The following is a 13,948-nucleotide window of genomic DNA, read 5'->3' as shown; positions in this document are numbered from 1 at the left end:
CATGCGTCGTCGTCTCACGGTGGTCCTCACCGCCGTCCTGCTGACTTCCACCGCGGTACCGGCTGGAGCCACGCCCGTTGATCTCGCCGCCTCCGTCGACCCGCTGATCGGCTCGGCGGGCGACGGCAACACCTACCCGGGTGCGACGGCGCCGTTCGGCATGCTGGCCTGGAGCCCGACCAGCACCCGCGGCGACCAGACCAGCACCGGCGCGGCCAACGGCTACCAGTACGACACGACCAGGCTGCGCGGTTTCAGCCTCACACACGTGAACGGCGCGGGCTGCAACCCGGGCGCGGCGGGCGACGTGCCGATCCTGCCGTTCACCGGCGACGTCACCTCTTCGCCGAGCGCGGACACCACCGACGCCGTGTACGCGAGCGACTTCGCGCACGCCGACGAGTCCGCGACACCCGGGCGTTACCGGCTGGGCTTGGCGAACGGCGTCACCACGGACTTCGCGGCGACCGACCGCACGACTGTCGGCACGCTGTCGTTCCCCGCGGGCAAGCCCGCGAACCTGCTGTTCCGCACGTCGAACTCGCTCAACGGCAGCGAAGACGCCGAAACCCGGCTCGACCCGGCGCGCCGGCAGGTCACCGGGTCCGTGCTCACCGGCGCGTTCTGCGGCCGCCGCGCCAACGGCGGCGTCAACAACCGCAAGAGCTACTACCGGCTGTACTTCACCGCGCAGTTCGACCAGCCGTTCACCGGAACCGGCACGTGGAAGGACGCGACGCTGCAGCCGGGCGGGCTGGAGCAGACCGGCGGCGAGGGTTACGCGACGGGCAAGGACCGTGCCGGCCGTGGTTCGGGCGGCTACGTCGGCTTCGCGCCCGGCAGCCACGTCACCATGCGGCTCGCGATCTCGTACGTCTCGCTCGACGGCGCGGAGCGGAACCTGCGCGCCGAGCAGCCCCCGAAGTCCACTGTAGACAGCGTGGCGGCCGAGACCCGGCGCTCGTGGAACGACGAGCTGGGCCGGGTGGCGATCGGCGGCGGCACACCGGACCAGCGGAAGGTCTTCTACACCGCGCTCTACCACGGCCTGCAGCAGCCGAACCTGATCAACGACGTCGACGGGCAGTACCTCGGCATGGACCAGGTGCCGCACCGGCTCGCGCCCGGGCAACGCGCGCAGTACAGCAACTTCTCCGGCTGGGACCAATACCGCGCGCAGGTGCAGCTGCTCGCGCTGCTGGAGCCGCGCGTCGCCGGGGACTTCGCGCAGTCGTTGTTCAACTACGCCAAGCAGAACAACGGCGTCTGGGACCGATGGGTGCACATCAGCGGCGCCACGCACGTGATGACCGGGGACCCGTCGGCGGCCACCCTCGCCACGTTCTACGCGATGGGCGTGCGGAACTTCGACTACCGCGGCGCCTTCGATTCGCTGTACCGGCAGGCCACCGTGCCCCGCCCGGAAGGACTGCAGGACGGCGGCTGCCCCGGCCAGTGCGTCGGGCAGCGGCCGAATTTGGCCCAGTACCTGGGTTCCCGCTACGCCGCGAACGACGTCTGCCACTGCTGGGGCGGCGCGGCGGAAACGCTGGAGGACTCGGTCGCGGACTACTCGCTCGGCCAGTGGGCGAAGGCGCTGGGACGCGGCAAGGAGGCCGCAGAGCTGAGCGCGCGCGGCGAGTACTGGCGCAACGTCTTCAACCCGGCCACCGGCTACACGCAGGCGCGCAACGTCGACGGCAGCTGGGTCACGCCGTTCGACCCGGCGAGCGACCGCGGCTTCGCGCAGGGCAGCGCGGCGGCGTACACCTGGATGGTGCCGCAGGACGTCTCCGGCCTCGCCGCGGCGATGGGCGGCAAGGCGGCGGCCGCCACCCGGCTCGACGGCTTCTTCCACGATGCCAACGGAAACTGGCAGCTGGAAGGCGGCGGGCCGCTCAAGTACGACCCGACGAACGAGCCCGACATCCACGCACCCTGGCTGTACAACGAGCTGGGGCAGCCGTGGAAGACGCAGGAGACCGTGCGGCAGCTGGCCACCACCGTGTACACCACCGGCCCGTCCGGGCTGCCCGGCAACGACGACCTCGGCACCATGTCCGCCTGGTACGTCTTCGCGGCGCTCGGCGTATACCCGCGCACGCCCGGCTCCGGTGAGCTGCTGCTGTCCAGCCCACTGTTCCCGAAGGCGGTCGTGCGTTCCGGCGGCGGCGCGGTCCTGACGATCACCGCGTCCGGCGAAGGCAAGTACATCCAGGACGTCCGCCGTGGCGGGCGACCGCAGCGGGATTGGAAACTCGACCCGTCGTTCGTCCGCTTCGGTGGCACGCTGGACTTCCGCCTGTCACCGACGCCGACGGGCTGGGGTGCCTAGGCGAGCATCCACCGGATGAAGCCGAAGAACTCCTTGGCGAACTCGCGCGGCTCCACCGACGCCTCCGCGACCTCGTCGACCCTGCGGTACGCCTCGGCGTAGCGCGGAAGCCGGCCGGCCTCGTACGCCTTGAGGGCGGCGGGCACGTCGCCGGACTGTCCTAAGTGGTCGGCCAGTACGGCGGCGTCCTCGATGCCCAGCGAGGCGCCGGAGGTGATGTGCGGTGAAAGCGCGTGCGCCGCGTCGCCGGCCAGCGCCACACGGCCGTCGACCCAGCGGCTCTGCAGCGGCACGGCCATCACGCGGTTGCGGACCACCCTGTCCTCCGGCGTCGCCTCGATCGCTTCGCGCAGCGGGAACGTCCAGTCGCCTTCGTGCAGGTGCGGCACGAGCGCGAGGGCTTCCTGCTTCCCGGACGCGGCCGACGACTGCGCGCCCAGCTGCGCGAGCACCCAGAACGCCATCCCGCCGCCGCTGCGGATGACCCCGCCGCGGGTGCGCTCGAGGCCGACCACGAACCGTTCGCTGGTGATTTCGGGGATCGCGCTCTCCGGCACGATTCCGCGCCACGCAAGGTGTCCTGGGTACTCCTGCGCGGCGGAACCGGGTGAGAGCTGCTCGCGCACCTTCGAGTAGACGCCGTCGGCGCCGACGAGGAGGTCGGCCTCCGTTGTGCTGCCGTCTTCGAACCGCACGACAACGGCGTCGGCCTGGTCCTCGTAGCCGACCACGCGGGCGCTCGTGCGCAGGTGGTCCGGACCAAGGGCCTCGGCCAGCAGCTCGTTGAGGCGCTGGCGGGTGATCATCAGGTAGTCGACGTCCGCGAGGCCGGCGTAGTACTCGTCCAGCACCTGCCCGGTGGGGTCCTGGTAGCGGATCGCGCTCGGGTGGCCGGAGGCGCGGATCCCGGCGCCCACGCCGAGCCGGTCGAAGACCGTCAGCGCGTTCGCCCACAGCCCGAGCGCGGCGCCGATGCCGCGCACCTCGGGCTCCTGCTCGCACACCAGTACGTCGAATCCGGCCTGGCGCAGGCCGAGTCCCGTGGTGAGACCCACGACCCCGCCGCCCGCGACCACTGCTCGTCGCTCAGAACTGTTCGGCACGGCGGTGATGGTGCTCCGTTCGGGCGAGCCGCTGTTGATCGCGCCGGGTTTCGTTGCCGAATCGTTTCCCGGTGGCCCGGTAACGCCATTCGCCGGTTTTCCTCCATTCCTTAACCGGCGTAACACTTTCCGGGAACCTTCCGACTATGCGGCACGAAGTTCATTCCGGAAAGGGAGGCCGCGATGCTGCGGAAGCTGGGCATGGTGCTGGCGGCGGGTGCGCTCGTCGCCGGGTGCGGCGTGGGTACGTTGCCCGTCAAGGACTCTGGCGTCGTCACCCCGGACACTCCCACTTCGTCGTTGCCGACTTATTCCACGCCGGCGACGACTCCTGAAACTCCTATTCCGACCACGTCTGATGCGCCCGTTTCGGCCGCTCCGATCGCGCCCGCCGCGCCCGCCGCGCCGGCGCCCGCGGCGACGAAGAAGGCTGTTCCGAAAATCCCGGCGACCAAAAAGGCCGCGCCCCAGCCGGCGACGCCCGCCGCGTGCGGCAGTGACTACTACCTCAACTCGAGCGGCACCTGTGTGCACCGCCCGTCGTCCAACCCGTCCGGTGCGACGGCTCAGTGCAAGGACGGCAGTTACAGCTACAGCCAGCACCGTTCCGGTACCTGCTCCGGCCACGGCGGCGTCAAACAGTGGCTCTAGCGCCGATCGCCCGGAATGACTGCTCCGTTCGGCCCAGTCCGCTAAGTCGGGTCGATCACGAAGCGACGGGATTGTCGGTGCTGCCGGGTAACGTGCGTTTTGGTATCGCGTACGGACTTGGGGGGCTGGGTGGCTCAGGGCAGCGGTCGGGCGATCGTCGTGGTGCTGGCGTCGTGCGGGCTGGTGGCGTCGTTCATGCAAACGCTGGTGGTGCCGCTCATCCCGGCGTTTCCGCAGCTGCTCAACGCTTCGCCGACGGACGCGTCGTGGGTCGTCACCGTCACGCTGCTCGCGGCGGCCGTGATCACGCCGGTGAGCGGCCGGCTCGGTGACCTCTACGGCAAGCGGCGCGTGCTGCTGGCGAGCCTCGCCGTGCTCGTGGCCGGCTCGGTGCTCTCGGCGCTGACCAGCTCGCTCGCGCTGATGGTGGCCGGCCGCGGGCTGCAGGGCTGTGCGATGGGCGTGATCCCGCTGGGCATCAGCATCATGCGTGACGAGCTGCCGGCCGAACGCGTCAGCGGCGCGATCTCCCTGATGAGCGCGACGCTCGGCGTCGGCGGCGCGATCGGGCTGCCGCTGGCGGCGGTGGTCGCGCAGAACGCCGACTGGCACGTGCTTTTCTGGGGCTCCGCCGCGCTCGGGGTGGCGTGCGCGCTGCTGATCATGCGGTACGTGCCGGAGTCGCCGGTGCGCACGCCCGCGCCGTTCGACTACGCGGGCGCGCTCGGCCTCGTGGCCGGGCTGACCTGCCTGCTGCTCCCGATCGTCAAGGGCGCAACGTGGGGCTGGGGCAGCCCGCGCACACTCGGGTTCGCCGCCGCGGCCGTGGTCGTGCTGCTCGGGTGGGGCTGGTACCAGCTGCGCCGCCGAGACCCGCTGGTCGACCTGCGCGTGTCCGCGCGGCGGCCGGTGCTGTTCACCAACCTGGCGTCGATCATGGTCGGTTTTGCCATGTACGCCATGGCTTTGTCGTTCCCGCAGCTGCTGCAGGCGCCGTCGTCCACCGGGTACGGCCTCGGCCGCACGATGGTCGAGGCGGGCCTGTGCCTCGCGCCGAACGGGCTGGTGATGATGCTGCTGTCCCCGGTCTCGGCGCGGCTGACCAACCGCTACGGCGCGCGCACCACGCTGATGACCGGCGCCGTGGTGATCGCGCTGGGCTACGTCTTCGCCATCCTGCTGATGGACAACGCGCTGGAGATCATCGCGGCGTCGGTGATCATCGGCGCGGGCGTCGGCATCGCGTACGCGGCCATGCCCGCGCTGATCATGGGCTCGGTGCCGGTCACGGAAACGGCGTCGGCGAACGGCCTGAACTCGCTGATGCGCTCGGTCGGCACGTCCACCTCCAGCGCGGTGATGGCCACCATGCTCGCCCAGCTGACCATCACCGCCGGCGGCCTGACTTGGCCGTCCCTCACGGGTTTCCGGGCGACGTTCGCGGTCGCGGCCCTCGCCGCGGTGGTGGGGCTGGGCTTCACCGCGCTCGTCCCGCGGGCTCGTGCCGCCGCCCTGGAACCCGTGGCGGCCTAAGGACTCGTGAGTGTTTATGACGGTTAGAACCGTCATAAACACTCACAAGGCTCAGATCAGCGATGGCACCGCGGCGTCGATCAGGTGCGGCCCGGGCTCCGCCAGCGCGCGGGCGAACTGCTCGGCCAGCTCCTCCGCCGTGGTCGCCCGCGTGGCCGGGACGCCGAGGCCCTCCGCGATCTTCGCGAAGTCCATGTCCGGACGGCTCAGGTCGAGCAGGTCGTTCGCCTTCGGGCCGTCCGGCGCGGCGCCGACACGCTGCAGCTCGATCCGCAGGATCGCGTACGCGTGGTTGTTCAGGATCACCGTGGTGACGTTCAGGTTCTCCCGCGCCTGCGTCCACAGCGCCGAAATCGTGTACAGCGCGCTGCCGTCCGACTGCAGGTTCACCACCGGGCGGTCCGGGGCGGCGACCGCGGCGCCCGTCGCCACCGGGATGCCGTAACCGATCGCGCCACCGGTCAGGGTGAGCACGTCGTGGCGCGGGGCGCCCGCCGTGGCGGCCGGGATCAGCAGGCCGGACGTGTTGGCCTCGTCCGCGATGATGGCGCGCTCGGGCAGCAGCGCGCCGATCACGTCGGCCCAGTTCTGCGGCGTCAGCGGGCCGGTCGGCATCGCGGGGCGTGACGCTTCCTGCAGCACCGGCGCGGTGTCCGGGGCGACGATGGCGGCGACGTCGTTCAGCGCGCCCGTCGCGTCCTGGCCCACCTCGGCGAGCACGTGCACCTGCGCGCCTTCCGGCACCAGGTCGCTCGGCTTGCCGGGGTAGGCGAAAAACGACACCGGCGCCTTGGTGCCGGCGATGATCACGTGCTTCACCCCGTCGAGCTGGTAGGCCACCTGCTCGGCCAGGTAGCCGAGCCGCTCGATCGAGGGCAGCCCGGCGCCGCGTTCCATCCGCGCGGGGAACGTCTCCGCGAACGCCTTCACGCCCGTCGCCGCCGCGATCCGGCTGGTGGCCAGTAATCCCGTCTCACGGCAGGCGGCACCGCCGATGAGCAGCGCGACGGATTCGCCGCTGCGCAGCACTTCGGCGATCTTCTTGACCGTCGTCGCGTCGACAGCTTGCGGCGCGCGCGGCGGGATCGGCGCGCACGTCTCGCCGCCTTCGCCCCACGACGCGTCCGCGGGCAGGATCAGCGTCGCGATCCGGCCGGGCGCGTCCTGGGCCGCCGCGACGGCCGCCGCCGCGTCCGCGCCGACCTCCTGGGTGTGCTTGGACCGGCGGACCCAGCCCTCCAGCGAGCTGGCGATCGCGTCGATGTCCGACTCCAGCGGCGCGTCGTACTTCTTGTGGTACGTCGCGTGGTCGCCGACGATGTTGACGATCGGCGTGTGCGCGCGCCGCGCGTTGTGCAGGTTCGCCAGCCCGTTGCCCAGGCCCGGCCCGAGGTGCAGCAGCGTCGCGGCCGGCTTTTCCGCCATCCGCGCGTAGCCGTCCGCCGCGCCGGTCACGGCTCCTTCGAACAGCCCGAGCACACCGCGCATCTCCGACACGCTGTCGAGCGCCGCGACGAAGTGCATCTCCGACGTGCCGGGGTTCGAGAAACACACCTCCACCCCGGCGTCGACGAGCGTGCGGATCAGGGACTGGGCGCCGTTCATGGTGCTCGCTTTCTGGTCGAAATCCGGCTGGCCGGATCCGGGTGCTCAGCCGAAGAGGACACCGGGGTTGAGGATGCCGGCGGGGTCGAAGCCGGACTTGACCCGGCGCAGCAGCTCGATCTTCGCCGGGTCTTCGAGTTTCAGGTAGTACTTGGTCTTGGTCCGGCCGAGGCCGTGCTCGCCGGAGATGGCGCCGCCCAGCGCCATGGCGTGGGTGAAGACGTCGGTCAGCAGCTTCGTCCGGGTTTCCGGGTCCTTGCAGAAGACCGCGAGGTGGACGTTGCCGTCGCCGGCGTGCCCGCAGCCGATCACGCCACCGCCCGCGGCGAGCGCGAGTTCCCTGGCCTTGGCGAGAAAAACCGGCATCGCGGAGCGCGGCACCACCACGTCGACCACGTCGTCGGCGCCCGCGGCCTTGGCCGACCAGAACGCCTTCTCCCGCGCCTCGACCAGCTTGCGCGCCGAGCCGCCTTCGAGGACGTAAACGTCGATCGCGCCCAGTTCGCCGAGCAGCCCGCCGAGCGTCTCGACGTCCTCGCCCAGCCGTCCGGCGTCGCTGTTTTCCAGTGCCACCAAGAGATACGCCTGCGAGCGTTCGCGGATCGCGTCCGGGACACCCAGCTCGAGCTTCTCGTTGTAGACCATCGCGGCCATCGTCATGTTGTCGATGTACTCGAGGATGTGCGGCGCGAGCCCGCTCGCCAGGATCTTCGGCACGACGGCCATCACCTGGTCGAGGTCGTCGAACGGCGCGAGCACCGTGGCGCCGTGCGGCAGCCGCGGGTGCAGCTTCACGATCACCTCGGTGACGAGCGCCAGCGTGCCCTCGGAGCCGATGATCAGCTGCGTGAGGTCGTACCCCGTGGACACCTTCGACGTGCGCCCGCCGGTGCGGACGATCTCGCCCGTCGGCAGCACGGCCTGCAGGCCGACGACGTTGTTGCGCGTGACGCCGTACTTCACCGCGCGCATGCCGCCCGCGTTGGTGCCGACGGTGCCGCCGATGGTCGCGCTCAGCTCGCCGGGGTAAACAGGGTAGGTGAGGCCCGCGGCGGCGGCCCGTTCGTCCAGCTCCGCGAGCGTGACGCCGGGCTGCACGACGGCGACGTGGTTCTCGACGTCGATCTCCAGCACCGCGTTCATCCGCTCGAACGAGACGACCAGGCCGTCGGCCAGCGGGCGCGCGGCGGCCGACAGACCGCTGCCGGACCCGCGCGCGGTGACGGGCACGCCCGCCGTCGAAGCGGCTTTCAACAGCTCCGCGACTTCCTCGGCGGTGGCGGGCTTCGCGACGTACGCGGGCTTCTGCGGCGGGGAGCTGAGAGCCTCGTCGTGCGCGTAGTCGTCGGGGATGGCCTCGCCCGTGAGCAGGTTCTTCTCCCCGACGATCGCGGCCAGCTGTGCCGTCACGTCGCCCATCGGCACCTCTTCCTCACGCGCCTTCGCCTGTGCCCGAAGCGTAGTACGTCGTGTGGTGAGCTGGCCATGAACGTTGTTCACGTTTGCCCTGGGTGACCTCCGGGGTGACCGCCGGTGAGCGTCACGGCGCCCGGGGAAACGTTTTTGAAACAATTCCCGGAAAAGCACAAAGGCCACTCCGTTGAACGGGTGGCCTGCTATTTCTGAATAATGAGCCGAGGGACCGGCCCGCGCCAACAGGCCGGCCCCTCGGTAATCCTGCTTAGGAGATCAGACAAGCCAGCCGAGCACGTGCGCCAGGTGGGCCAGCACACCCGTGATCAGGTCGTGGCAGTGGTGCGCGTGCTGGGTGAAAAGCTGCATTGAGGGGCTCCTTGTTCGGATTTTCGTGTTCAGTTGTGCCCTCGCGAGGAACGATTGAAGATTTTCACCACGCTGGCGCGTTGTCAAAAAGCCGTGGCCCGAACCGGTGGGTGCCGCGAATCTTCCCACCATAAACGCGTAAGGCTTTCGTGTTCTCCGGCGGGGGTGACTTCCCCGGCGTTCCGCCACGGTGCGTAGCGATACGCCTGGCGATCACTCTGGGTAGTAGAAGCTCGCTAGGGCAAGTGGGGGCGGCCGCTACACGAACCGGTGATGGCGCTGCCACGAATGGTGAGTCCGCCAGGTTCACACGGCCGGGTGATGAGGCTTGTATTCCGGGGCGATTTTCCCGTGCTGGCACGGGTTTCCGGGCCTCGCCGCATGATCACCGACGGTCATCCGGCCCTCACTGAACAGTGTCGCCAAACCCGCTCGAAAGGGATACCAACCCCAACGAGTGCCCAACGCCGTTAAGGCCTCCTTACCCGCGTCCAACGCGGGTAAGGAGGCCTTAACGGCAAACGTGCGTGCGTCAGTCGACGCGGGCGAACCACAGCGTCTCGCCCTCGACACCGCGCAGCCACAGGTCCTGCGCGGCCTCCGCCATCTCGGCCAGGCCCTCCTCGATGGTGGCGAACACGTTGCCGGGCACCCAGCCGGCGTCGCCGTTGATCAGGAGGTTGTTGCGGCCGTAGAAGATCGCGAGGTCGGTGGCGCCCTGGTCGCTGTGCGCCTCGCTGCCGTCGTCGTAGCCGTACGCGGGGTTGCCGATTTCCCACGCCTCGAAGCCGAAGTAGACGACGTCGCCGGGGATCGGCGTGATCGTCGGGTTTTCGCGGCCCGGCTTGGGTTCCGCGAAGGGCGGCACGAGCGCGTAGACCTCGTTGCGCGCGTACTTCGCGTGGTAGGCCGAGCCGCTCTGCGGCAACGCGTCCCACACGGCCTTGCAGGTCCGCGGCGCCTCGGCGTCGAGCAGCCGCGCGCGGCAGGTGACGCCGCGCTTGTCCAGCGTGATGGTGATGTACCGGGCCATGGCTCAGCTCCCCGTGACCGACGTGACCACGTCACCCCAGATGCGCAGGGCGTCGTCGACCTGCTCGGCGGTGACGACCAGCGGCGGCACCATGCGGACCACGTTCGAGTAGGCGCCACAGGTCAGCAGCAGCAGGCCGCTCCTGGCCGCGGCCTGCTGGGCGGCAGCGGCCGTCGCCGGGTCCGGCTCGCCGTCGGCGGTGGTGAACTCGCTGCCGACCAGCAGGCCGAGGCCGCGCACGTCGCCGATCGCCGGGGTCTTGTCCGCGATCAGCCGCGCGCCGTCCAGCAGCTGGCGGCCGCGCTCGGCGGCGTTCTCGACCAGGCCCTCGTCCTGGATCACCGCCAGCGTCGCGATCGCGGCGGCGCACGAGACCGCGTTGCCGCCGTAGGTGCCGCCCTGCGAGCCGGGCAGCGCCTTCGCCATCAGCTCCTGCGAAGCCGCGATGCCGGACAGCGGGAAGCCGCTGGCCAGGCCCTTCGCGATGAGCACGACGTCGGGGGAGACGTCGAAGTGGTCGTGGCCCCAGAACTTCCCGGTGCGCCCGAAGCCGGTCTGGACCTCGTCCATGACCAGCAGGATCCCGTGGCGGTCGGCGCGCTCGCGCAGGCCGGCGAAGAACTCGGTGTTGCCGGGCACGTAACCGCCCTCGCCGAGCACCGGCTCGATGAAGAACGCGGCCGTCTCGTTCGGCGCGGAGACCGTCTGGAACAGGTAGTCCAGCTCGCGCAGCGCGAACTTCGTCGCGGTCTCCTGGTCCCAGCCGTAGTGGTAGGCGTACGGGAACGGGGCGACGTGCACCCCGGCCATCAGCGGCGAGATGCCCGCGCTGAACCGGGTGCCGGAGGTGGTCATCGACGCGGCGGCCACCGTACGGCCGTGGAAGCCGCCCTGGAACACGATCACGTTGGGCCGCTGGGTGGCCTGGCGGGCCAGGCGCAGCGCGGCCTCCACGGCCTCGCTGCCGGAGTTGGCGAAGAACAGCGAGTCCAGTCCGGCCGGCAGCACGTCGCCGAGCCGCTGGGTGAGCTCGAGTAGCGGCTTGTGCATCACGGTCGTGTACTGGCCGTGCACGAGCTTGCCGATCTGCTCCCGGGCCGCCTCGACGACTCGCGGGTGGCAGTGGCCGGTACTGGTCACGCCGATCCCCGCGGTGAAGTCGAGGTGACGTTTCCCGTCGACGTCGTAGAGGTACACCCCTTCGCCGTGGTCGACCACGACGGGCGTTGCCTGCTTGAGCAGCGGGGAAAGCTGGGCCATGCGGCGGCGCTCCTAAGCTGGGTTCGATCGGTTGTCGATTGTTGACAATATCCATAGCATGGCTTCGGGACAACCACGACAGGGAGCAAGCTGCATGAGCGCGATCAGTGAGGCAGGCGTCGTCGGCGCGGTCGACAAGGAACTCTTCATCGGCGGCAAGTGGGTGCCCGCCAAGGGCGGCAAGACGTTCGACGTCCAGGATCCCTCGACCGGCACCGTGCTGTGCCAGGTCGCGGACGCCACGCCGGAAGACGGCCTCGCGGCGCTGGACGCGGCCGCCGCGGCGCAGGCGAGCTGGGCAGCGGTCGCGCCCCGCGAGCGTGGCGAGATCCTGCGCCGGGCCTACGACAAGCTGATCGAGCGCCGGGACGAACTCGCGCTGCTCATGACGCTGGAGATGGGCAAGCCGCTGGTCGAGGCCGCCGGTGAGATCACTTACGCCGCCGAATTCTTCCGCTGGTTCGCCGAGGAGGCCGTGCGCATCGACGGCGGTTACGCGGTCGCCCCGAACGGTGCCGGCCGGTTCCTGGTCACCCGCCAACCGGTAGGCCCCGCACTGCTGATCACGCCGTGGAACTTCCCGATGGCGATGGGCACGCGCAAGATCGGCCCGGCCGTCGCCGCGGGCTGCACGATGGTGATCAAGCCGGCCGCGCAGACGCCGCTGTCGATGCTCGCGCTCGCCGCCATCCTGGCCGAGGCGGGGCTGCCGGAGGGCGTGCTGAACATCGTCACGACCACCGACGCGGGCGGCGTGATGGAGCCGCTGATCCGCGACGGGCGGGCGCGCAAGCTGTCGTTCACCGGCTCGACCGCGGTCGGCCGCAAGTTGCTGGAGCAGTGCGCGGAGAAGGTGCTGCGCACGTCGATGGAGCTGGGCGGCAACGCCCCGTTCCTGGTGTTCGACGACGCGGACCTGGACGCCGCCGTCGAGGGCGCGATGCAGGCGAAGATGCGCAACATCGGCGAGGCCTGCACCGCGGCCAACCGGTTCTACGTGCAGCGCGGCGTGCTCGAAGAGTTCTCGCGGCGGCTCACCGAGCGGATGCAGGCGCTGCCGATGGGCCGCGGCACCGAGGACGGCGTGGTCGTCGGCCCGCTGATCGACCAGGCCGCGGTGAAGAAGGTCACCGAGCTGGTCAAGGACGCCACCGACCGCGGCGCGCGGGTGCTGACCGGCGGCGCGGCCATTGACGGGCCGGGCCACTTCTACCCGGCGACGGTGCTCACCGAAGTGCCGGTCGACGCGCGGCTGGCGGCCGAGGAGATCTTCGGGCCGGTCGCGCCCATCACCCCGTTCGACACCGAGGACGAGGCGGTCGCGAAGGCCAACAACACCGAGTACGGCCTGGTTTCCTACCTGTACACCAGCGATGTGAAGCGCGCGCTGCGCGTCTCGGAGCGGCTGGAGGCCGGCATGATCGGCCTGAACCAGGGCATCGTGTCGAACCCGGCGGCGCCGTTCGGCGGGATCAAGCAGTCCGGCCTCGGCCGCGAGGGCGGCACGGTCGGCATCGACGAGTTCCTGGAGACCAAGTACATCGCGGTGAGCCTGTGAGCGACTACCGGATCGCGAGCATCCCGGGCGACGGGATCGGCGTAGACGTCACCATCGAGGCCCGCAAGGTGCTCGACGCGGCGGCCGCGAAACACGGCTTCTCCTTGGCGTGGAACGAATTCGACTGGAGCTGCGAGCGTTACGCCAAGGCCGGCGCGATGATGCCGGACGACGGGGTGGACCAGCTGGCGGCGTTCGACGGGATCTTCCTCGGCGCCGTCGGCTTCCCCGGTGTGCCGGACCACGTTTCCTTGTGGGGCCTGTTGATCCCGCTGCGCCGGGCGTTCCAGCAGTACGTGAACCTGCGGCCGGTGCGGCTGCTCCCCGGCACCACCTCGGTGCTCGCCGGGCGTTCGGCGGCCGACCTGGAGATGGTGATCGTCCGGGAGAACTCCGAGGGCGAGTACTCGGCCATCGGCGGGCGGCACAACACCGGCCGTCCCGACGAGTTCGTGTTGCAGGAGTCGGTGTTCACGCGGGTGGGCGTGGAGCGGATCATCCGGTACGCGTTCGAGCTGGCGCGCACGCGGTCCGGGCGCGTCACGTCGGCGACGAAGTCCAACGGGCTGATCCACTCGATGCCGTTCTGGGACGAGATCTTCGCCGAGGTCGGGGCCGGGTACCCGGACGTGCGCGCGGAACAGTGCCATGTGGACGCACTGGCCGCGCGGATGGTGCAGGCGCCGGAACGGCTCGACGTGGTGGTCGGGTCGAACCTGTTCGGCGACATCCTGAGCGACCTCGCGGCCGCCGTGACGGGCGGCCTGGGCATGGCACCGTCCGGCAACATCAACCCATCAGGTGAATACCCGTCGATGTTCGAGGCGGTCCACGGGAGTGCCCCGGACATCGCCGGCCAGGGCATCGCCAACCCCGTGGCGCAGATCCTGGCGGGCGCGATGATGCTCGAACACCTGGGCGAAACCGTTGCCGCACAAGCAATCCGTACGGCCGTCGACGAGGTCCTCACGGCCGGCGCCGAGCTCACCCCCGACCTCGGCGGCACCGCTACCACAACCCGGCTCGGCACGGCGGTGGCCGAAGCCCTCCACTGATTTTCTGTCGGTGCCCCGCGCTTCACTTCTCCT

General features: G+C 70.4%; 10 protein-coding genes. 5 read left to right on the top strand and 5 right to left on the bottom strand.

Annotation, left to right across the window (positions count from 1 at the left end; all coding sequences use genetic code 11):
- Position 1: 1 nt before the first annotated feature.
- Positions 2 to 2,335 carry a GH92 family glycosyl hydrolase gene (locus OG943_RS28665; RefSeq protein WP_328604033.1) on the top strand — a complete coding sequence of 778 codons (2,334 nt, stop codon included), beginning with the start codon at positions 2 to 4 and terminating at the stop codon, positions 2,333 to 2,335.
- Here OG943_RS28665 and OG943_RS28660 read toward each other — a convergent pair.
- The gene (locus OG943_RS28660; protein WP_328604032.1) at positions 2,332 to 3,438 is read right to left on the bottom strand and encodes an FAD-dependent oxidoreductase; all 1,107 of its coding nucleotides are present in this window, start codon (positions 3,436 to 3,438) and stop codon (positions 2,332 to 2,334) included. The genes OG943_RS28665 and OG943_RS28660 overlap by 4 nt on opposite strands.
- A 183-nt stretch (positions 3,439 to 3,621) precedes the next feature.
- Here OG943_RS28660 and OG943_RS28655 point away from each other — a divergent pair, with 183 nt between their 5' ends.
- Positions 3,622 to 4,089 carry a DUF3761 domain-containing protein gene (locus tag OG943_RS28655; RefSeq protein WP_328604031.1) on the top strand — a complete coding sequence of 156 codons (468 nt, stop codon included), beginning with the start codon at positions 3,622 to 3,624 and terminating at the stop codon, positions 4,087 to 4,089.
- Positions 4,090 to 4,218: 129 nt separating this feature from the next.
- Positions 4,219 to 5,622, top strand: a complete 1,404-nt coding sequence (locus OG943_RS28650) for an MFS transporter (RefSeq protein ID WP_442874572.1) — start codon at positions 4,219 to 4,221, stop codon at positions 5,620 to 5,622.
- A gap of 51 nt (positions 5,623 to 5,673) precedes the next feature.
- On the opposite strand, the gene OG943_RS28645 is transcribed toward OG943_RS28650, so the two are convergent.
- From OG943_RS28645 to OG943_RS28630, 4 genes are all read right to left on the bottom strand, one after another.
- A complete protein-coding gene (locus tag OG943_RS28645) occupies positions 5,674 to 7,227 on the bottom strand; it encodes an acetolactate synthase large subunit (RefSeq protein ID WP_328604030.1) in 1,554 nt (517 codons plus the stop codon).
- Between the two features lie 45 nt (positions 7,228 to 7,272).
- Positions 7,273 to 8,646, bottom strand: coding sequence for an FAD-binding oxidoreductase (locus tag OG943_RS28640; RefSeq protein ID WP_328604029.1), 1,374 nt, complete (start codon positions 8,644 to 8,646; stop codon positions 7,273 to 7,275).
- A gap of 895 nt (positions 8,647 to 9,541) precedes the next feature.
- Entirely contained in the window at positions 9,542 to 10,042 is a 501-nt protein-coding gene (locus tag OG943_RS28635; RefSeq protein ID WP_328604028.1) for a DUF3830 family protein, read from the bottom strand.
- A 3-nt stretch (positions 10,043 to 10,045) separates the two neighbouring features.
- On the bottom strand, positions 10,046 to 11,302 hold the full coding sequence (locus OG943_RS28630; RefSeq protein WP_328604027.1) for an aspartate aminotransferase family protein: 1,257 nt from the start codon (positions 11,300 to 11,302) through the stop codon (positions 10,046 to 10,048).
- Positions 11,303 to 11,396: 94 nt separating this feature from the next.
- On the opposite strand from OG943_RS28630, the gene OG943_RS28625 reads away from it, so the two are divergent.
- Together OG943_RS28625 and OG943_RS28620 are read left to right on the top strand one after the other, a co-directional pair.
- Complete coding sequence (locus OG943_RS28625) at positions 11,397 to 12,860, top strand: NAD-dependent succinate-semialdehyde dehydrogenase (RefSeq protein ID WP_328604026.1); 1,464 nt, start codon at positions 11,397 to 11,399, stop codon at positions 12,858 to 12,860.
- Positions 12,857 to 13,915, top strand: a complete 1,059-nt coding sequence (locus OG943_RS28620) for a tartrate dehydrogenase (RefSeq protein ID WP_328604025.1) — start codon at positions 12,857 to 12,859, stop codon at positions 13,913 to 13,915. The genes OG943_RS28625 and OG943_RS28620 overlap by 4 nt, the downstream gene beginning before the upstream one ends.
- Positions 13,916 to 13,948: the final 33 nt, after the last annotated feature.

This window comes from Amycolatopsis sp. NBC_00345, assembly GCF_036116635.1.
GTDB lineage: Bacteria > Actinomycetota > Actinomycetes > Mycobacteriales > Pseudonocardiaceae > Amycolatopsis.
The sequence above is the reverse complement of the archived record's forward strand: the minus strand, read 5'-3'. Positions and strand labels throughout refer to the sequence as shown.